At 56.5% G+C, this 21,357-nt stretch carries 10 protein-coding genes; 4 read left to right on the forward strand and 6 right to left on the reverse strand.

Going from position 1 to position 21,357, the window contains the following annotated elements; all coding sequences use genetic code 11:
* The first annotated feature begins 17 nt into the window (after positions 1-17).
* Entirely contained in the window at positions 18-671 is a 654-nt protein-coding gene (locus tag CWE01_RS12900; protein ID WP_100940896.1) for an HAD family phosphatase, read from the forward strand.
* A 109-nt stretch (positions 672-780) separates the two neighbouring features.
* On the opposite strand, the gene CWE01_RS12905 is transcribed toward CWE01_RS12900, so the two are convergent.
* Both CWE01_RS12905 and CWE01_RS12910 read right to left on the reverse strand, forming a co-directional pair.
* On the reverse strand, positions 781-2,190 hold the full coding sequence (locus CWE01_RS12905) for an alginate lyase family protein (protein ID WP_100940897.1): 1,410 nt from the start codon (positions 2,188-2,190) through the stop codon (positions 781-783).
* 267 nt (positions 2,191-2,457) lie between these two features.
* Positions 2,458-7,233: a hypothetical protein gene (locus CWE01_RS12910; RefSeq protein ID WP_100940898.1), complete on the reverse strand. Its 4,776-nt coding sequence runs from the start codon at positions 7,231-7,233 to the stop codon at positions 2,458-2,460.
* Between the two features lie 288 nt (positions 7,234-7,521).
* Between CWE01_RS12910 and CWE01_RS12915 the strand changes: the two genes are divergently transcribed.
* The 3 genes from CWE01_RS12915 to CWE01_RS12925 all read left to right on the forward strand — a co-directional run bounded on the left by CWE01_RS12915 (position 7,522) and on the right by CWE01_RS12925 (position 13,544).
* Positions 7,522-9,459 (forward strand): hypothetical protein, encoded by a 1,938-nt coding sequence (locus CWE01_RS12915; protein ID WP_100940899.1) that lies wholly within the window; start codon positions 7,522-7,524, stop codon positions 9,457-9,459.
* A 194-nt stretch (positions 9,460-9,653) separates the two neighbouring features.
* Positions 9,654-10,049: a nucleotidyltransferase domain-containing protein gene (locus CWE01_RS12920; RefSeq protein ID WP_100940900.1), complete on the forward strand. Its 396-nt coding sequence runs from the start codon at positions 9,654-9,656 to the stop codon at positions 10,047-10,049.
* A 216-nt stretch (positions 10,050-10,265) separates the two neighbouring features.
* Positions 10,266-13,544: a hypothetical protein gene (locus CWE01_RS12925; RefSeq protein WP_100940901.1), complete on the forward strand. Its 3,279-nt coding sequence runs from the start codon at positions 10,266-10,268 to the stop codon at positions 13,542-13,544.
* 105 nt (positions 13,545-13,649) lie between these two features.
* Here CWE01_RS12925 and CWE01_RS12930 read toward each other — a convergent pair whose 3' ends face one another.
* The 4 genes from CWE01_RS12930 to CWE01_RS12950 form a co-directional block, all read right to left on the reverse strand.
* Positions 13,650-13,910: a short-chain dehydrogenase gene (locus CWE01_RS12930; RefSeq protein WP_100940902.1), complete on the reverse strand. Its 261-nt coding sequence runs from the start codon at positions 13,908-13,910 to the stop codon at positions 13,650-13,652.
* Positions 13,911-14,322: 412 nt separating this feature from the next.
* Positions 14,323-16,614: an autotransporter outer membrane beta-barrel domain-containing protein gene (locus tag CWE01_RS12935; RefSeq protein ID WP_100940903.1), complete on the reverse strand. Its 2,292-nt coding sequence runs from the start codon at positions 16,612-16,614 to the stop codon at positions 14,323-14,325.
* A 303-nt stretch (positions 16,615-16,917) separates the two neighbouring features.
* Positions 16,918-18,942: a hypothetical protein gene (locus CWE01_RS33285; protein WP_157815208.1), complete on the reverse strand. Its 2,025-nt coding sequence runs from the start codon at positions 18,940-18,942 to the stop codon at positions 16,918-16,920.
* A gap of 186 nt (positions 18,943-19,128) precedes the next feature.
* Complete coding sequence (locus CWE01_RS12950) at positions 19,129-21,057, reverse strand: hypothetical protein (RefSeq protein WP_157815209.1); 1,929 nt, start codon at positions 21,055-21,057, stop codon at positions 19,129-19,131.
* Positions 21,058-21,357: the final 300 nt, after the last annotated feature.

Consider the following 21,357-nt stretch of genomic DNA (forward strand, 5'->3'; position numbering starts at 1 on the left):
AAGAGAGAGCAGTACTGATGGCCCTGGCAATTTTTGATCTGGACGACACCCTGATCCACGGCGACTGCGCCACGCTCTGGAGTGAGCAGATGGTTCGCCTGGGTTGGGTCGACCCGGAGACCTTCATGCAGCGCAACAACGAGCTGATGGACGCCTACGGCCGCGGTGAACTGGCCATGGAAGACTACATGCTGTTCAGCCTGGAGCCGATGGCCGGGCGCACCCCGGAAGAAATCGCCCACCTGGTCGAGCCCTGGGTCGAAGACGTGATCGAGCCGCTGATCTACAGCGACGCCTGCAAGGCGATTGCCGCCCACCGCGCGGCGGGTGACCGGATCCTGGTGATCTCGGCGTCGGGCATTCACCTGGTCAAGGCGATTGCCGAACGCGTCGGCATCGACGAAGTGCTGGGCATTGACCTCGACATCCTGCACGGCGTCTACACCGGCCACACCGTCGGCACCCTCACCTACCGCGAAGGCAAGATCGTGCGCTTGATGGAATGGCTGGATGCCGAAGGCGAGAACCTGGAAGGCGCGAGTTTCTATTCGGATTCACGTAATGATCTACCGTTGTTGCTCAAGGTGGATCACCCCCATGTGGTCAACCCCGACCCGGTGCTGCGGACGCAGGCGGAAAAGGCCGGCTGGCCGGTTCTTCACTGGAAATAAACAAGAGCCTGCTCAAACGCAAGCCCGATGCACGGCATCGGGTCCCGTCCTGAGTCAGATCAACCCCCTGGCCACCTGTTTCTGGCCGCGCATGAAGCGATACGGAACGCTAATGCGGATCGCCAATCAAACCATGGGTTAGCGTTTCCCACATGTAGTGAAAGCGGACACGGGTGGGTCTGGTTTTATTCAAAAAAACTTCAGTGTGTGGAAGAACAGCAGCGAGCCTAATAGCATAGTGATTGTAGCCAATCTCAAACGTACCACTGGTCGACAGCGTGAGGGGCTGCTCACATAAACTTGCCAGATCAGAGCCACCATTTTGGTACAGTGAATGGAGTTCCATGGCTTTGGTCAGCCTTTCCTTACTTTTGCTGGCAGGATCATCATATAAATCGACCCCTTGAACTCTTGCTGTTTCCGCAGCATTGATCAATGCTGCCAAGCCATAAGCCGTATGTTCAAGGTCACGACAAGTTTCTCGCGTCAATCCCTCGACAAACGCTTTAGGATGATTCCAATGATCGACAATCTGCTGATCACTCACCGAACACCAGGGAGCACGCTTGGGTAACGGGCCATCGGAGGCAATATAAATATAAGCCGGTATCAGTCCACGCCACCGGGAAACGGCTTCATCGAACAGCAGAGTATCTTTATTGAAAACAGAAATATTAAGCAACGCCTCTGTGGCACTGGCCTGCCAGTTCTGGGTATAGCAATTATAACCACTTTGAGTGAACACCCTTTCGATATCAGGCTGATATTGTTCCCTGAACATCCTGGTGACCTTATCCTTCTCTGGCTGAGGCCATTCGCTGTAAGTATATTTGACCAACTCCGCGGCGCGCGTAAAGAGCTCCGCCGCCCATGAAGCTTGCAGCGCCGCATTCGAGTTGACATGCCCTCTTTTCAGCGTTGTGGCCCACGCGTTGATAATCGCCACTGTGTTGGCGGCGTAACGTTTGTCTTTGGTGTACAGCCATAACAATGCCTGGGTATAAGCGGCCTGTGCGTCACCCACTTCGTCGCTGCAACCCTTGTCTGGATTGGAATAAGAGCCACATTCCACCTCCTCCCAAGGATGGGGCTGATAAGAAAGATCGGCATACTGGCTGACTACCGCGTCATAAAACGCTTCCTTCCAGGGAGCGAGCTCAAGATGATTGCGAACATATTCAATCTGCGCAACGGTGACTAAAATGCCGGGATGAACAAAGTCCTTTTGCTTAACCGTATCGCTTTGCACAGGGACCAACATGGCGCCAGTGCCGTTACTCGCGACTTGCAGCAGGCGCGGCCGGGACGTAGAGAGATCTCTCGATAGGCCTCTGTTATCAGGGGAGGCACAACCCAATTCCCTCGGGCTGTTATCCAAGCAAGCAGCGCCGGCATCCTGATGACGGTGGTTGAGCAACTGTGCCGTTTCCACGTGCGTAATCGCCTGGGCCAGACCGCTGAAGAGTAACCAGGCAAGCGCCAAAGAAAGGCGAATGCCCCTTCGAATATCAATAGACATGGTCGTGAACTCCCGCAGTGTCTATCTCGATAACGCTCCACCCTGGAAAATGCCCACTACTTCAGCCAGGGTTAAGGCTGGAGTTTATTGGGCGCTGCAAACGGGAGGTTGACTACTGTCAGAAATGACAGGTCGGGTAGGCTATCCGACCAGTGGCGCATGCTGAAATGAACGGGGAGCAGCGCTCCCCCTTTGTGGTCTACATAAATCAGCCCCCTTTTCTTCACGAAGACCGTCCCCTATGCCGGTCTCATTGGCTGAGCTTCATTATCCCGATCGCCTCCAACCGATGCTGTTGATCATAGACGCGAGCCCGATCCCATCTTCGCTACCATTTCCGAGGTTTCGGTACCACCACTTGCCATTGCTATGAATTGCCTCTTCCCAGAACCAGCACGTTGGGTTCGAAGGACCGTAATTGGTGATTCCGACCACATCACACACATTCGCTCCATATATTGAGAACGCGTTATAGAAGCCCTGCAGGTCGGCTCGGCTGGGCATCGTGAGACCTTTTTGACGCACATAACTGTCTGCCTGCGTTTTTGTCACACTCCAGGCGGCCTGCTCCCACTGCCTGACCCATGTGATCGAAACGGTGATATCTGCATAGTTGCCTACTGAGTCCGATGCTCTGACGGTCGCAGTGCCTGCGCTGCGCCCCGGATAGATTTGCCCGTATTCATTCACGTTAGCCACCCTCTCCGGGTTGGATGCAACGACCTGGTAGTAATAGGGCGGCCTCCCCCCTGTGACAGGAACTTGGTAGATGTGGTGGGCTAGAAGTTGTCCGACGTGCTCCCATCCAGGATGCAGAAATACGTGATAGTCCCCATTACCGCTTATGCTTATGCTCCTCGGTCCGACAGAGAACGGCTGTTCGATCTGCACGGTAAAGGTGCGGGCGTCCGACACTGGATTGTTGCCATAGAGCCCTTTGGCGGTGAAGCTGTGGAAGCCTTGCTCCATTCCGTTCTGGTGCATGCTCCAGTTGCCGCTGCCGTTGACGTCGGTGGTGCCCTTGGAGGTGTTGACATCGAAGATCTCGACGCTCTGGGCTTTCGAGGCAGTGCCGAACAGGGTGACGTTGACCTGGTCGGTTACGCTGCCCTCAGGTACTTCCGCGCCCGAGGAGGTTCTTACATTTGTGATCGCCGGTTTCAGCAGCTCCGTCACGGTGAAGCCTTTTGCCGCCGAATCAGGTACGCCTGTGCCATACAGCGCTTTGACCTTGATGCTGTAGGTATTGGGTGCCAGGCCCGTGAGGGGAATGCTCCAGGTTGTGCCGGTCTCGGGAATAGTAAACGGGTTGCCAATATTGGCCGATCCGTTCATGAGTTGAATCTGTTGACCGCTACTGCCGGTGCCGGTGACGGTCACGCTGGTCTCGACAGTAGTCTTGCCGACAACAGAGCCCTTGGTGTCACGGATATCGGTGATGGTCGGGTTGACGACGGCGGTGACCGTGAAGTATTTGGCCGCCGAATCGGGTAGGCCAGTGCCGTACAGTGCTCGGGCCCTGATGTTGTAGACGGTCTGAGCCAGACCCGTGAGGATGGTGTTCCAGATCGTGCTGTCGTCAGGAATCCTGACCGGGCTGCCAATGGGGCCGTCTACGTTCATGAGTTGAATTTGTTGACCGCTGCTGCCCGTGCCGGAGACGGTGACGCTGGTCTCGACAGTGGTCCCGCCGACAACAGAGCTCTTGGAGTCGCGGATATCGGTGAGGGTCGGTGCCACCAGCGCAACGGCCTTGAGGGTATAGGTGCGCAGCGGAAAATCGACCGCGTTGGCTTGGGTCGAGCTGCGATCGAAGGTCACCTGCAGCACGACGTTCAGTGCCGAACCATCGCGCAATTTCTCCAGTTCGCTACGTAACAGCGCCTTGGATAACCCGGGCGTCACCTCCGAGGGAACGACTTCGGAAGCCGTGTAGAGGGTGATGGTATAGGACGAGTTGTCGAGCGCCGTACCCTCGACGCGCAGCCAGACACGCTGCCCGGCGGCGATCAGCGGCCACGGCGCCACGGTGACCCGCGTATTGCCGACAAAGGTTGTCAGATCCAGTTCGCTGCCAATGCCGCCTTGCGCGGCCTGGGGAATCAGCGGCATGGGCAGACTGATGTCGGGTATCGCCTGCACGTTCAGCGTCAATGCACCGGACGGCTCGGATTCGCTGCCGCCGCGTGGGGTCACGGTGTAGGTGACCGTCACCGACCGGCCCAGGTTGTAGGCGGTGAGCGAAATCGGAAGGGGGATTTCGCGCTCAGGTAGCAGTATTTGCAGCGGGGTGGTGTGCGAACCGTCACCGGGTGCGCCAGCCCAGGTGACGCGAACCTGATCGCCGGGTTGGATGTTGTAATTCGGAATTTCCACGGTCAGGGCATCCTGGGCCGACACCGGATTGAGTTGTTGGGTGGGTGTAGTGCCGGTGGCCTGTTTGACGCTGGGGGCGGGCAGGTCCAAGGCCGCGCGAATGATATAGGTGCGCAATGGGAAGAGAGTGGCCTGATCTTCCTCAAGGCTCTGACCGAGGGCCACCTTGAATTCCACCGTCAGCGTACTGCCGTCGCCCAGCTCTTGCAGGTAATCGTACGGCACAGTGGCCTGCAGGTAATTGCGATCGTATTCGTTCTGCGTGACCCGTGATGGCGCCTCCCAGAGGGTCCTGTCATGCACCGAGTTATCGGCCTTGCGTCCTTTCAGACGCAGCCACACGTACTGGTTCACCGCGATATGCGGCCAGCCGTCGATACGTACCGTGGCGTTGCCGGTCAAGCTGCTCACGTCCAGATCAGGTCCCTCGCCACTGTTGGCGGCTTGCGTGATCCTCGGTTTGGATACCTGCAGATCATCTTCGGCGAGGGGCTGTACCGTCAGGTTGAGTGGGGCAGAGGGCGGCGATTCGTTGTCGTTATGGATCACCGTATAAGTGACCGTCACCAGCCGGCCCAGGTTAAAGGCGATCACCTCGACCGGGAGATCGATCTCGCGGTTGGGGGGGAGCTCTTGCGCGGGGGTGACGTAGGAACCCTCTCCCGCAGTACCTGTCCAGGTCACGCTGACCTGATCGCCGGGTCGGATACCGTACTCCGGAATGACCACGGTCAGGGCATCCTGGGCCGCCACCGGATTGAGTTGTTGGCTGGGCGCGTTGCCGGTGGCCTGCTTGACGCTGGGCGCCAACAGGTCCATGGCCGCGCCAATGCTCATCCACAAAACCGCCGACGCGCTGGTCCGGCCATTGGCTCGCTTGACCCAGTACATCGCCTGCACGGTGCCGTTGCGGTTGTCATCGACCAGTGCCTTGCGGATGGTGAACGGCACATCGATTTTATCCGTGATCGAATTGAGTTTGATCTGATTCCGATAACGCCCGGTGACCGAGCCCCACCAGAGGATGTGCACCACGTCCTCTTCGATTTGCCCGGCATATTGGCGTACGATCAGGCGTGTGCCCGTTGCCGGCACATCGGCCGGATCCAGGACACCGCCGTTCTCGCCTTCGACCTCCGGCTCGGGCAATTCGACCTGGGGCTGGCCCAGGCGCAGTTGTTCGGCATAAAGAGACTTGTGTCCGACGGCCGCCCGGGTGATTGCATCGCTCAATAACCAGTAACACAGATCGAGCGTGCCGTTCTCGATGGCTTTCAAGTGTTCTCCCTCGACGCTGATCTCAAGGGTGTTTCCGGCCTCATCGTCGCTGATCGGATACAGCGGTAAATCAGGCTCGTAAGACGCGCCACTGGCGGTCGTGCCCTCCCAGACCAGCATGATGACATTGCCTGGCACCATGATGTCGTTCCAGGGAATGTCGACCTGGGTGCGTGGCAAGTCCGGGTCGAGGGTGCCGGCGATTTCATCCAGGGCGATCGGGGCGGCCAGCAGCGTGCTCAGGCCAATGACCCGCGGTGAAAAGGTCTTGGAGAACAGGTCCGGGCTGCCGTCGGCCTTGATCAGGCGATAGGAAAACGCCGTGTGCACCCCCCCGATCAGCGCTCGGACATCGGCACTGGGGCGGGTGAATTCGACGATGCTCGGGGCGTTGGTGATCAGTTCTGGCGGGTAGGGTTTATCCACCTTGTCACCGTTCACGGTGGTGCCCGACAAGCGCATTTCGATCTGGTCGCCCGGCGCAAAATCAGCCGTAAGCGCAACGACCTGGAAAGTCAGATCGGCGTCCCCCAGTTCATCCATGTCCAGCTTCATGTCGCGCACTTCCTTGATAAACGGCGCAATAAGGCGTGAGCTTCCGGTGTCGACCACCACCCGGACTTCGGCACTCCAACCGTCGGACTGGTTGTCGACCACGTCGTAGACTTCAAACGCCACGACCAGGCCGCTACTGTCCGTATCGTCGGCATCCCGGATGGTGTCCTCATCGACGGTGATCACAATGGGGTGGTTGTCAGGGTCTGTCGCCTCCAGGTCGGTCACGCGATGCCAGACGATCTCGCCACCCCAGGACAGCTTGATCCGGTCGCCGTCGAACAGGTTCGGATAGGGCAGGATGGTGACCGGGATGCCGGCAGCGGCATCGTCCTTGTCCACGGCGCCCGGCGGAAGAAACTGAGCGGGAATGCTCAGGTGCAGTTCGGAGTGGCCGGGTACATCGCCGTCCTGATCCCGGCCGCCGGGCGGGGCGGCGTCGATCTTGACGTAGATTTTGGTGGTCAGCGAAGTTTCGGGCGTACCGCCGACCCGGGTGACATCGTAAGAAAGATCAAATGCCCCATCGACCAGGCCTCCAGGGGCGATGTAACGCATCACATCCTTATCCACTTCCTCAGGCTGTTCAATACTGCCCAGTACCACGGGAAAGTTGTTGATCTTGATGCGGTAGCTATCGCCTACGCCCATGTTGGGCGTCCAGGGCGGGATGATCAGCTTTAACCCGTCATGGGGGAAATTGAGCCGTGCAGCGGCGATGTTGATGCCCCAGGTGTCGGCCGCGACCGGCGGGTGTGCCAGGGCGGCACCGGGAATCTGCAACTCATCGAGGACGAGGGGTTTATTGCCGGAACGGGGTTTCTGGGGGGACATGGCAGGACTCCAGTCAGGAATGAGTTGGCTGGTCCTTATTCAATGCCTGAAAACGGGGGTTGCCTACTGTCAGAAATGACAGTTCGGGGGGAGAAAGGGGGGCCGTTGGTCGGATCATGCAGAGGGGGATGTTGATGTCTGGTCAAGCGAATGACACACGGTAATCCTCCCTGGTTATCCGACGGATGGCCCCCCTTATTGCCTGCGACCTGTCATTTCTGACAGTAGGCAAAGCCATGACTTAAGCATCCAATTAACGCCAATGCTCACGTTGATATGGAGTTTCCCATGACCCGGTTCATGCCCCTGTTACTTCCACCCATCGACGACACCACCGGAACGCTTGTCCTGCGGGGGCTTTTTATTGCGGGTTGGGTCAGTCCCGTCGCCGATGCCGATTACGGGATCAATCGCGCTATCGTGTTCACCCACCTTCCGAATGAGTTACCCAAGGACGCACTCTGCATCATTGATCCCTGGAGTAACCAGAAGGAGGGCGATCATGTTGATGTTTACCTGGACGGCAATAAAATCACGGAAGCGGATATTCTCGCCGGAGAAGAAAACCAGCGTCTTTTTCTGTCGCTACCCCATGACAGGATCAGCCCCGACTGGGGTGAGGACTTTCATTTCAAGCTGACCCGTGTGGGCTCGTCCCAACCCGACGATGAGTCGTCGCCCGTTCGCTTGCGCATCAAGCTCGACCGCCCGGGTAACAAGGACAGGGAGCCCAACAACCCTGGGCACTCGGAACTCAAGGCCCCGCTGCCCCCGGCGGACATCATCCGCGACGGAGTGGACGCCGGGTCGGCCCAGCGAGGCTTCGACGTCGAGATCAAAGATTATCCGAACCGTGCGCCCCACGACACGATACAACTGGCCTGGGGCAGTGCCTTTGTTTACCGGACGGTCACCCCGGCTGAAGCGGCCACCACCGACTCGATTTTCATCCGGATCGATCAGCAAACAATTCTCGCTGGTGGCGACGCTGCGAACTTGCTGGTGCATTACATGGTGTTCGACGAGGTCTGGAACTATGCCGAAAAATATTCCCTGAGAACCTACCTGGCGGTCGACGCCGGGGCTGCGCGTTTGCCTCCTCCCGTCATCAAGGAGGCCAGCGGCGGCATTATCGATCTGGTGACCTTGGGCAAGCAAAACGTCACGGTACAAGTCGTCGTGCAAGCGCCAGACTTCGCCTTGAACGACACCCTGGAAATGACCTGGATCGGCACGCCGGTCATTGGCATGCCCTTGGTCAACTCCCAGACCAAACTCATCGATAACCTGCACGCCATCTATGAGTTCGAAATCCCCAACGGGGAAATCCGTGCCATCGCCGGTGGTTCGGGGGATGCCTTCTATGTGTTGAGAAAAGCCGACGGGGCTCCCCCGCTTTCATCCCGGCATACGTTTGCCAACGTGGTGGGCGAAGTGTCCTCGTTGCCGGCTCCCTCTATCATCGAACTCGTCGGCGATACCCTCGTGCCGGATCTCGCCGTTGCCAATGTGGTGGTCCATGCGTATCCGGGTATGCAGAACGGGGACTTCATCCAGCTAGTGTGGCTGGGTGAAAAGGCCAACAATGGTGGCCCTTACTTGTATGAAGATACCCATCCGGTGAGTCAGAACGATGAAGGAACGGACATTACATTCGGGGTCAACGGCGAGCATATAGAGGCCCTGGACGGGGGGACTCTGGATCTTTATTACTTGGTCTCCAACGACACCGCCACGGTCTATGACGTCAGGGAGTCAGAGCACCTCGAAATCAAGGTCAATAGCATCGTCGCACAGCTTCCACCGCCCAAGGTTGTCGAAGCCCCTGGCGGTATTCTCGACCCGGACCTGGTCACCGGCAACGCCACCTTGTTGGTGGACTACCTGGGCACCGCGCCTGGCGATATCCTGACGTACTACTGGCACGGTAACCCCGGCGACGGCACTACCAGCGATTGGGTGCCCATCACCACGGTAACGGCTGGAAAACCGCTCAGTTTCACCCTGCTGCGGGCGCTTATCGTCGCCAACCGCGACCGTATGGTTCAGGTGCGTTATACCCTCAAACTGGCTGCGACGGGTCAATACCGCTACTCAGGAGTGTTGGAACTATTGATCGGTCGGGAGGTTGTACCGACGATTACGTCGGTAAAGGGCCAGCCCGGCAACACCGAGATTACCGACGGTGGTACCACGGTGCAAACCCGTGTGATCCTCAGTGACTAAAAAGGTGACTGATTTATTTAGGCCATAAAGGAGGAGCCTTGCTCCCCCTTCATTTTTAGTCAGCCTGGATTTGGCCTGCCTGTTTCATTGCACGTATTCAGCGATCACACCTCAGCCTCCACCCCATGACCCTCCAGGGAGCGAACACCTAAATTTTTGCCCCGATATCAGGACGAGCGGCTAGGATAGGCAGCATGAACATTCAAGCGTTGTTGACCCATCTGCAAAACCATTTGCCTGATTTACTGGCGGTCTACCTGTTCGGTAGCCATGCACAGGGGACCGCCGGACCTGACAGTGATGTCGATATGGCTGTGCTCTTGTCCGGTCAGCTTGACCCTGTGTTGTTATGGCAGCTGTCGGGGGACCTGGCGGATATAGCTGGGGCTCCGGTGGATCTGATTGATTTGCGCGCGGCAACGACCGTGATGCAGTACCAGATCGTGACCCGAGGTCGGCGACTGTGGGCCAAAGACGTACAGGCGGGGCTCTTCGAGAGTTTTATTCTCAGCGAAAAAACCGCCCTCGACACCGCCCGAGCAGGCTTGCTCAAGGATATTCAAGAAGAAGGCATTGTGTATGGTCGATGATGTACTGATCAGCTTTCTTGCGTTCAGTACATTCATCCTGCGTAAAGACGCGACGAAGTCCGCGCCATAGCGCTGATGACATCTTCCACCTGTCGGATAACCTGCCCGACCTGTCATTTCTGACAGTAGACGCCGTATCTCATCTGCCGGTTAATAACTTCTGGGTTGTAGGCCTCGCCACCTCTTCGGCGAAACACACTACGCAGGAATGCTTTCATGAAAAAGCCATCCCCCTCTGCCAGGCCAGGCAATGGCAATTCATTGCGGGACCTTTACGCGCCGATCATCCCCAATATGGCCCCGCCCTTCGAAGACTACCAGGGCGGTATCGGCGCCGCATTGGTCGAAGGTGGTTTGAAATGCATCGTCGACCCTTGGGAGCCCATGGAGAACGGTGACGCGATCGGCTTCTACTGGGGTAATGAACAAGCCCCGGTCTGGACGGACGTGATCGACGGCAATGCCAACGAGCGGCTGTTCTTTACGATCAGCAAGGGCTTTATCGTCAGGGGCGATGCCGACCCGGTGTTCTACCGGGTGACCATCCCAGGTCAAACTCCCGAGGACTCAAGGCGGCTGAGGTTGTTCGTCAAGCTTGACCGCCCCGGCGGCTACGACGACAACCCGTCGATTCCCGGTCATTCGGGCCTGCTCTATGTGGTGCCACAGGAGATTATCGACAATGGCGTCGGGCCGATTGAAGCCGACGCCGGGGTGGATATCACCATTCTCCATTACGAATTCATGCGTAAAAATGACCGTATCCGCCTGGCCTGGGGGCGAGTCATTGTGGAGCACACCGTCCAACCGGACGAGGTGGACACGGATATCCCGATCCATGTCGACAAAGCGACCATCGAGGCCGCCGACGACGGTGATATCACCATCGCCTACCAGGTGGTGGATGTCTGCAACAACTATCCCGATGAGCGTTCCCCTTGGTCCGCCATTACCACCGTGCAGGTCGACGTGGGCGGCAACCGCCTCGATGCACCACAGGTGTTGGTCAATGGTTTTCCCGCTCCCCAGAATGTGATCGATCTTGAGCAACTGGCGGGAGCCGATGTGATTTGCCGGGTGTACACCAATCAAACGGATCACGCGATAGACGATATCCTGCAACTGACCTGGGTCGGCACCCCTGCACAAGGGGATTCGTCGGTGATCGTCGGGCCTCTTGAGCAAACGGTCCAATTCATCCCCTTCCAATACGACTTTCCCATCCCCTACGAATACGTGGAGGCGATTGCCAAGGGGCGAGCGTCGGTGTCTTACGTACGGATCAGGAGCGGCGTGGAGGATCGCCCGTCGAAAAACGCCAACGTTACGGTGGTGGGTGATATTACCTTGCCCGAACGCCCAAGTTTTGTGGAAGCAGGTGGCAGTGTGTTGGACCCGAACCTGAATTTCTACACCATTTCAGTGCCCTATTACCCGGGGCGCCAGCCCGGAGACCATCTCTACATTGTGTTTGAAGGACTTGACGCCAGCAACAACCCCACTGGTTTCGACATTAACGCCTATGTGAGTAATGAACCGAATGGCGCTCCGATCCTGCGCGATGTGGACAAGAATGAAATCAAGCGACTCGATGGCGGTTCGCTCACCGTTTACTACTGGATCAATAGCCAACGTAAATCACAGGAATTGGTGTTGTCCGTGGGCAGCGGTCAGCCTTCCATGCCAAAACCCAACGTCATCCGGGCCGACAGCAACGATGTCTTGAACCCGGACGATGTGAACCCCATCACCGGGGCCGATGTGGTTGTGCCATATACGGGCACCCTGCCCAATGACATCGTCGGGCTGCGCTGGAGAGGTTCGCTCAGCAGTGCGCCGGATCAAGAGACGCCGCCGCTGAACCCAGGCTCGGCGGGTAACCCCATTCCCTTTGTCGTACCGTTTCAATACGTGATTGGCAACTTGAACGGCACGGTGGACACGGACTATTACATCATACGTACCGGATCTCCGATTCAACGCTCGCTGATACGTGAGCTGACCATCGGTTCGGCGCTGGAGTTGCTCGCCCCCAGCGTCAAGCAGGCCACTGGCAACGCACCCAGCCAACAACTCAATCCGGTGGCGGCCAAGGATGAACTGACCGTGGAGATTCCAGATTACGGCGCCCAACCCGGCGATCAGGTCAGCGTGACCTGGGCTGGCACACCCGGCGGTGGGTCGTACACCAGCCCGCTGCAAGCGCTGCCGGGCAGCCGAGAGATCCTCCTTCCGGTTTCGGTCATCGCCTACAACCTGGACCGGTCGGTGACGGTCACCTACACCGTGACCCCTAGTGGCGGCAACGAATCGCCGCCATCGGGCTCACTCATCCTGGCGGTACAAACCATCGCCCAAGACGATCTGCTGGTAGCCAAGCCGAGGATCCTGCAAGCCGCCAACAATGGCGAGGGACCTACACTGGACGTGAGTAACTTGACTGGCGACGCCACAGTACGCATTGATAGCTGGCCACTGATTGCACAAGGCCAACGCATCTGGTTACGCCTGGAGGGCACTAAGGATGATGGCTCACGTTACGAGAAGCTATGGAGCGGAGCGAATAACTGGGTGAGCGCCGATTGGTATCGCCAAGGGTACGGTGAAAAAGGCGTCCTCGGCAGCGAACTGCAAACACTACGCGACGGCAGTACCTTGAAGGTGGAGTTCAAAGCCTCTTTTGACCAGAGTATTGACGAGGCTCATGCCGATACCTTTCCGCCGCGCACCTATACGATCCAGGTCACCCTAGTGGCTCCGACCATCGACTCGGCTCTCGACGAGGAAGAGAATCTTATTCCCGATGGCGGCGAGACCATGTCGCCCCTCGTTACGCTGATCGGCAGAGCGGCGCCCCTCGCACGGGTCGATATCTTCGACTTCAATGGCCCAAACCCGATAGAGACCGCACAGGTCGAAGGCAGTGGTGCCTGGAAGGCACCGCTCAGGCTATCGGTAGCCTCGCACAGCCTCACAGCCAGGGGGAGGTACGGCAACAATCCGATATCGGCGGCGTATACCCTGGACGTGGTGGCCTCGATAACAGAAAACTTTGACCTCCAGCCGGACAGGATTATATCGGCAGGTCAGTCTTTCGATATCCCAACGATGAGGGTTACCTTGCTGTCGGGCCCAATCTATGCGGGAATTTTTAGAGTCCCCGAGTCTTCTTCCACGCCCGGAAAAGTAGAAGGCCAAGCGCTATTGATGCACACGCATAGAGACTCAACGGACCAAGCTGGGCAGCGCCTACGACTCGATCTTAAATCAACCTGTTCCAGGGTCAGTTTTTGGTATTCCTACCTTAACTACCCCGATACCAATGTCTATTACTATGATGCGAATAGTAAGCTATTGGGAACAAAAACACTGGTATACACCAAACCATCGGATGTTCATCAGCTTGAATTCGCGGCCACTGGCATCAGAAGAATTGAAGTCCAGACTCAGAGATATGATTTGTTCTATATGGATAATTTCGTGTTTACACGGTGACTGATTTATTCAGATCACAAAGGGGAGCCTGGCTCCCCCTTTTCATTATTTTCGTCAATTTGGATGCAGCGCCTGCAGTTTTGCTTTGCAGCACGTGTTAAGCAGTCAGGCCCGCAACCGCCACCCCAACACATCCATCAGGTCGCAGCCATCGCGCATCACCATAGCGGGGACCTGGATAATGTGTTGGAAGTCGATGTCATTGGCGTTGTGCAATTCGATATGGGAGAGGGCTTCAAGCATTTGCGTCGCCACCAGAAAGCGCGCGGCGGCGTTGGCGTGGAGAACATCGGTGGGGCTTTCGGCGTCGATCAACAGGCTGGGGATCAGGCAGTCGATGGCGGTGAGGGGTATGTATTTAGACATGGGTAAGGCCTCGTTTTTTAAATGAGAGCCATCACTCAATCGTCGCCAAACGAATGGGTGGCAGCTGTACGCAGGTTGGCGAACCGGGACAAAACGGGAAAAATCCGGCAGACCCGAAGGTCTCCCACGCACAGCCGCCATAACGCAGCTTTGCGGGTACAAGTATCCCTGCAATAAGCTCACTCAGGAAGCCTCTACACATTTTATCCACGAGTCGCCAAACCCGTATCACCATGAAGGCGATCAAAGGACTATAAGCCGCTGACTTCCGAGGAGGCAATGCAGGCAATTGTTACCAATCATTCTTCCGGCTCGAAGCAAGCGCAAACCTTATTCAAAACAGAATCCGATGCAAAAAAACCCGGCGCAATGCACCGGGCGTTTATAAAATCGTCTGGGTTATCCGTCTTGCTTACCAGCTATACCGCAACCCCACATTCGCGCCAAACGGCTGCTCGATGGACTTGCCATTGGCATAGTCGAAATCGGCATGCACTTGCAGGTCCTTGGACAGCTTCACCGCCACACCGGCGCCGAACTCGGAACGCGAGCCGGACAGGTCGTTGTTGAACACCGTGTTGTTGACCTTGACCTCATTGTTCTTGGCGAACTCATGAACCGCCGCCGCACGCAGGTACGGCTGCACCACGGTGCCGCTATCCAGTGTCAGGTTACGACCCACTGTCGCGCCGACCTTGCCCAGGAACGAACGGGTCTGGTCGCCCTCGGCCTGCAGACCGTTGTCCAGGTTGTAGTTCTTGCCCCGGATCGTCACCGCCGACAGTTGCCCGAACGGCTCGACGAAGTAATCGTTATCCAACTTGATATGGCGACCAAACTCGGCGGAACCACCGATACCGGTAGTGCCGTAGCTACCCTTGGACTGGGTGCCATCACTCATGGCAACTTTCGACTCGTTCTCGAAACGGTTGAGTTTGACCACACCGTCGAAGTAGTAACCGGTTTCCGGCTCCAGCCAGGTGGTGTAACCACCCACGTAGTAGCTCTTCACGTTACCGGTGGTGCCGCCCTTGAGGCTCAGGTCCGAGTTGCTATGCCCGGCCATCGCACCGATCAACCAATGACCGTCGCCCATCGGCAGCGGCGCATCGGCACCCAGGCTGAAGCCCTGCTGGTTCTGCGAATAGCCCACGCCGGAGCTTTCCGACACGTTGTACTTGTTGCCATAAGCCCGCGCCCAGGAGCCGGACTGGCCATCGTTGAAGCGCAGTTCACCCATGCGGGTACGCAGGGACGTCAGTTCGCCATACCACACGGTCGGGGCGGTGTTGAACAAGGCCAGTACCGATTGGGTACTCGGGCTGACGGTCTTCTTGTTCGGGTCGAGGAACCAGTCGGTGCCGCCGCTGCCGTTGCTGCTCGAGCCCAGGCCATAGGAGTAGGTACCGACATCCACCAGGCCAGTGCCCGCCAACGCGAAACTCGCATTGCCGGCAGCCGTGTGCACCAGGGTCAGCGCTTCTGGCGACACCGGATCGACACCGGAGCCGGCCACCAGCAGTTTGAAGTCACCGCTGGAAGCACCGGTGACATTCAGCACATCATGCTGGTTGGTGGCGAAATTCACGTTCATGGCAAAAGTGCCGGTGCCCGCCAGGCTGCCCACGTTCAGCTGGTAGAAATTGCTGCCCTGGCCCATGGTGACCGTGCCGTTATTCATGGCCAGCGTGCCGACGGTGTTGTTGGCAGTCATGTTCCAGTTGGAACCGCTGTTGATGGTGACGCCATCGACATTGTTCAGGCTGCCGGTGAACACCGAACCATTGGCCAGGGCCAGGTTGCCGGTGCTGCCCGCTTCGACGTTGAAGTCGCCGGTCATATGAGCGCCGTCGAAGCTGAGGTTGGCGGTGCTGTTGCCGGTAACGTCGACATTGCCGGTCAGGGCGCTGTTGGCGACATTGACATTGGCGGTGGAGGCACCCTGGACTTCGAGGATATTGCCGTTGCCGCCAATCAACGTCGAACCGTTCAGGATATCGATGTTCGCGTCCAGCCCATCGCCCACATTGATGGCCGCGCCGGTAAGACCCTGGACACGGGTACTGTCCAATACCAGACGGTTGGTATCCGCCCCCACCCCTTGGGTATCCGGGCTCATGGTGATGCCCGTGGCACCGCCAGTGATGGTGCTACCCACAGCGCTGACATTACCGCCGAAGTAGTTGATGCCCGTACTGGTGCTGCCCGTGCCAGTGACTTGAGTGTTGATCAATTGAAGCGTACTGGCGCCGGTAACAAGAACGCCCGACGTTCCGCCCGTGATGCTGCTATTGGCCACGGTAACCGTTGAGCCCGTCGTCGTACCGGCCTCCCGATTGACCGCCATCCCAGCGAAATTACCGCTGATCAGCGCACCCGTGATGGTCCCCTGGCTGTTGGTGACGGTGATACCCGGCGAGGCGGAAGAACTGCTGCCACCGGTGAACGTCCCACCCACCACATTGAGGGTCGAACCACTCTGAACGAACACTTCGTGGGTGTTCGCGCCGCTGGTATTCAGGACGCCACCATTCTCGACCAGATAGGTGTCTGGAGCCGTTGTGCTGTCAATATTCTTGGTCTCGCCGGCACCGATGGTGGTCAATGCCAACACCGATGGGCTGAACAGTACCGGGGTGAGAGCCAGGGCGCCGAGGACCCGTCTCAGGTGTATCGCAGGAAAAGTGGCAATAGTTACATTCATGGCGAAACCTTCATCAGTCGATAAGTGGCTGGCCCTCGTCCGAGACAGCGCAAATGAAAGTGCGAAGGCTAGGGAGATTGGAGAGCAGGGTCTGTAGGAATTTCCTTCAATAAATAGAGGGGTTTTCCTATGCTCACAAAGACCATTCGCCACGCTTTGAAAGACTTACGCCAGCAGCCTTACTGCCACACAACAACTAAAGCACGCGATCTCCGATGGCTATTTCGAAGCGCGATTGAGATATTCAGGAAGCACTGACAAGAGCAGGGAACTCACAACCCCTGCTCTTGTCGCGCCTTTTAACTACTTATCAATGTCACGTTTTGCCCTGCTACTCGCGACCACAGGGCATGGCGCATTAGCACTGTCAACGATAACAACCTCCACATTATGAGGATCGGAGGTCTCCTCAATATTGTTAACCATCGCCTTATAGACAATCGAGCCTCTACCGTCGCGAATGGGTAAAATAGCATCGGTAAACGGTAGATAGACATCAAATCCGTTGACATGCTCTGGCGCTACCAGCGTTTTAGTGAAGTTGTAGGGTGGCACAGCTCCAGGAACAGGATAACCCGGATCAGGATCAGTCGGATTACCCGGCTCAAGCGAACTGAGTCTTTCCCCGGTCCAACTGAAGTTCAACACCATTCCCGCTGTCAAAGGTCCCCCTCCGTTTACATGGACAACCACCACTCGCCCTTGCCCTGGAACGTTAACCACGGCAGAACAGAAAATAAACCCCGAAGGTGAAACGCCCTGGATGACCGGTGGAGGTAGCGTAGTCGCCAGGACATGCACAGTAACCCTCGCACGCTTGGACGGGTTCGGATTAGTTTCGGTAAGACTGGTTATTTCATAATGAACAGGCCAAACCCCGTTGGATGTCAGCTCGATCATGTCCCATGGAATGACAAAGTCCATGGTGTCACTTGGATCCTCATCACCTATAACATCATAGGTGCCTCCAGGTGCGGGCACCGGGACTTTATTCCAGAACAACTGGACATGGTCATCCTCTTTGGAACCATCAAAAATAAGTACCGTTGCATCAGCGTCCAAGCCATAGTCTTTCCTTTCCAGCGTATTATCAGGTCCTGTCGGCGTCCCCCTCCCGGTGACAACGACGGGATCCAGGTTGGGGTTACCTTCCTCCGGCTCCTCAGGGTCCGGAAACGGAGGACCCGGCCGGGTCAAATCAACCCGGACCGTCTCACCGATAAGCTCTGGGACGCGCACTAAAGGATTACGTTCGATTTCGTAGCTTACCCGAGCCGCTCTAGGGCCAATGCCACCGCGCTTCACACTGGCATAGGGCACATTGACAATTACCGGCCATATGCCATCTACGTTTTGAGGGGTTTGTTTTTGCCCATCAAAATCCAACAGTACTTTGTCGATATTGACGACAACATTCGTGTACTCCTCAATCTCCACCGCCAGGGTCGGAAAAGAAACCGCGACGTTGACCGTCTTATCCGGGGCAATCGCATCTGGAACAACGGGCGGTACTAAATCAGTCGGTGCCCTCGTCAGGAGAACAAGAAATCCCCTCTCCACCGAGGGCGGTCCGACATTACCTACGCGGTCTTCCCATTCATAGTAAAGTATCCTTTCTCCTTCTCCTTGCGGGGTGATCTCTCCCGTGTCTATCCTGTATGTCAAATCCGCATTTGAGTTATCGGTGGCAGGAACAGTAGAACCTATCAGCCTCCCTGGAATACTCGTACCAAAATAGATATTCGCAATATCACCCGTTGCACGATCCGATGGACGAGCAATGGAAACATCAATATAAGAATTATTCTCGAAGAAATCGAGATCAATGATATTACCACTGACATTATCCAAAACCAAAGCACCATCTTTCTGCCCATGGTTTGGCGCTTCCTTATCGATATAGATAGTAACGACTGGCCCAAAATGCGGATTAGCGCCAATCTCTACATAATAGGAGATATAGGACAACCTATGTTCTCCTGGTGCGTCCGTCTTTGTGCCAGGAAGCACGAATATAGCCGGGAGAGCATCTGGATCAATAGGTGTTGTAAACTCCTGAAAATCTGTGACAGGAAGCCCCTCCCAAGTAATGGCGACAAAAACCGAACGACCACTTCCCCCTTCGAAAGCAACTTCACGCAGCCATACCTCATTATCTTGCCCTTGCAATTCCCTCGGCAGTTTATTGTCAATATCCCCTACCACATTAGGGAGTAATCCTTGCAGCTCCGGAGGCACATCGGCATTCGTCCGGCGCAGCGTTCTACGTACACCACTCGTCACCGTGTTAACGACCGGCTTTTTTTTGCGTTTTTTGATGTCAAGCATATCATCGACTCCACAAGATAGAGTGAAACCTTCACTCACTGTCCTTGGCTGCCTTGAAATGAAAGAACATCCGCTCGAAAACCCACTACCAAGTCTCTCAAGATAAGCAACCGATCATCACGCCATACGCCTTGGCTCGGCACTGCATCACCACTATCAAACCAGGACCCAACTTCCTTTTGGAAATCACTCCATGCAAATATCATTCGTCGGATCACAAACACTACCGGCCATCGTCCGAGTGATCTTCACGAATTCCCCTCTGGAAATACCTATCCTCCCGGTTGTTTTGATCAACCGGTAAAACACAACGGCCGAGCCATTGCTGACCATGGGAGCAATCAGGGACTCATAGGGCTCAACCAGCACTTCAAAACCATCCACGGCCTCTGTAGCACTCAGTATCTTGGTGAAGCTCCCTCGCACCCCTTTTATCGGATCCGTTCCATTCAGGCCTTCATGGCCTTGCCAAATCACCAGAACGGTATCGTTTGCCGAGAAGTTGACATTGCCTTCAATCAGGACGCGAACCCCTTCCCAAAGCCGGGGCCGCGAACAGCAATTCAGGTAACCCTGGGCCGTGGCGCTGGGGAATTTCACTTCAGGCAACCCCTTGATGGTATCGACCATGACATTGACTTCAGTCACCAGGGATTGTTGTTCATTCACACCATTACTGGTGATGTAGTAGACCGGTAAGGTCGGATTGCTTTTATCCTGCTCGATCGCGCTCCACGGGATAGGGATCGTAATCAGTTTTCCCGCGAAATCACCCGGCTGCACGGTATAACTTCCGACCGGCGCACTGATCTGTCCCCAGTACACCAGCAACTCCTCATACGGCTCCGGATCGTCGAACAGTCTCACCGTGGCCCTTGCATCCTGCCCTTCGTCAAGCCCGGTCAATGTATTCAGAATATTTTCCTGCCCCCACACTTGCAGTTTTTCCAGATCCGCATTGATCAATCCGGGGGCGGCGATATGGTCCTGGCCGGCGATGCTCAGATTGACCGGAACACCGATGCCTGGAGAAGGTGGCGTATACCCCCCAGCGGTCCTTATCCGATAGTCGACTCTGGCACGCAAGGGTCCCAACCCCTGGGCTTTGAGTATCGCCCATTCAACGGGTGCCTTGAGAGGGAAGCCTGCCGGATTGACCGGAAACTCGGGCAATGGCGTTCCGTCCCAGAGAATGGCGACAAAATGCGCGGCATCGGCGTCGTCATACTGATCGATTTCCACCCACACCGTGTCACGTGCCTGCTGCCGATCAACCAATCCACGGACCAATTCCACACGAGGCGGATTGAGCGTACCCGGAGCCGGCGTCAAGTCGACGTCTATCGGCGACATCTTCGATCGCGGCCCGGGATTACCGGCCCAGTCCCGGAGGTAGTAATAGGCGTAGCGCACCCCGGAACGCCAGGGGCGGATATCCTCCGCGCGATACGTCACACGTAGTTTTTTATTGATGACATCGAGCACGCTGAATTCCTGTTCGTCGATAGGTACTTCCAAGTCGGAGGGCGTGGGTGTGTCGGTCCAGTAATAAATCGCCCGATCCTTGCCCTTCGCGTCGGTATAAAAGGGCACCTCAACGTTCACTTCCCCCCCATGGGCAGTTAAATAATCTTCGGTAATCACACCGTTCGCATCAGCCGGAAAGATAATGGGATCTGGCTGCTGACCAAAATTGGGGGCGGTGGTATCAATCGTTACCTGTTTCTTGGGCGACTCAAGAGGGTTGCCCCCCGCTACAGAAATCCTGATCGAGACATCATAGAGACCATCAGGGCTTAATCTATTCGGAGGAACATACAACGACTGGGGAAAGGGGATATCGATCGGATAGGAAATCACATACTCTCTTTCATCAACCGGTACAAAAGCCAAACCCACGGGCCTGAACCCCAACTCGACCTTGTCGGTGCGGCCCTCGGCACCGAACGACCACTCCCAGAATTGAACTTCCAAAGGATCGCCCAACACCCGGGAAGGTAATAATCCCTCGGGGTCGTCCGGGTCCAGAACAGCAGGAACCGTCGGTTTCTGAGGGTCAACTTGAAGGTGACGGCCATCGGACGAAGAGTTACTTGGCTTTTTAGATGATGGCATTTCATACACTCCTCATTCCAATAACAAGAGACTCACACCCGCCTCCCTTCGAGTGCACTCTGGAGCTATCGCGGTGTCGTTATTGATTGCGCACTTATCCGCGAGCTTATATGCCCGAATCAGGTGTCTATGTGTGCAAAGCTGTTGGTTAATTCAACGCTTTTTTTCGAAGCTCGCCTACTGTCAGAAATGACAGGTATGAGCGCCGTTCGTCGGTTTATTCGAGCCTTCGGATGTTCAAAACACCAGGTGCGGGCTTCTCCAAAACAGAACCGCAGGTTCAAACGCTGCTCGGCAGCA

The organism is Pseudomonas sp. QS1027 (genome assembly GCF_002814235.1).
Taxonomy (GTDB): Bacteria; Pseudomonadota; Gammaproteobacteria; order Pseudomonadales; family Pseudomonadaceae; genus Aquipseudomonas.

Excerpts from the sequence above, each read along its gene's own strand:
- CWE01_RS12900 (WP_100940896.1), top strand. The coding sequence starts at position 18 with ATGGCCCTGGCAATTTTTGATCTGGACGACACCCTGATCCACGGCGAC.
- CWE01_RS12920 (WP_100940900.1), top strand. The coding sequence starts at position 9,654 with ATGAACATTCAAGCGTTGTTGACCCATCTGCAAAACCATTTGCCTGAT.
- CWE01_RS12950 (WP_157815209.1), bottom strand. The coding sequence starts at position 21,057 with ATGCCATCATCTAAAAAGCCAAGTAACTCTTCGTCCGATGGCCGTCAC.
- CWE01_RS12905 (WP_100940897.1), bottom strand. The coding sequence starts at position 2,190 with ATGTCTATTGATATTCGAAGGGGCATTCGCCTTTCTTTGGCGCTTGCC.
- CWE01_RS33285 (WP_157815208.1), bottom strand. The coding sequence starts at position 18,942 with ATGCTTGACATCAAAAAACGCAAAAAAAAGCCGGTCGTTAACACGGTG.
- CWE01_RS12935 (WP_100940903.1), bottom strand. The coding sequence starts at position 16,614 with ATGAATGTAACTATTGCCACTTTTCCTGCGATACACCTGAGACGGGTC.
- CWE01_RS12910 (WP_100940898.1), bottom strand. The coding sequence starts at position 7,233 with ATGTCCCCCCAGAAACCCCGTTCCGGCAATAAACCCCTCGTCCTCGAT.
- CWE01_RS12930 (WP_100940902.1), bottom strand. The coding sequence starts at position 13,910 with ATGTCTAAATACATACCCCTCACCGCCATCGACTGCCTGATCCCCAGC.
- CWE01_RS12925 (WP_100940901.1), top strand. The coding sequence starts at position 10,266 with ATGAAAAAGCCATCCCCCTCTGCCAGGCCAGGCAATGGCAATTCATTG.
- CWE01_RS12915 (WP_100940899.1), top strand. The coding sequence starts at position 7,522 with ATGACCCGGTTCATGCCCCTGTTACTTCCACCCATCGACGACACCACC.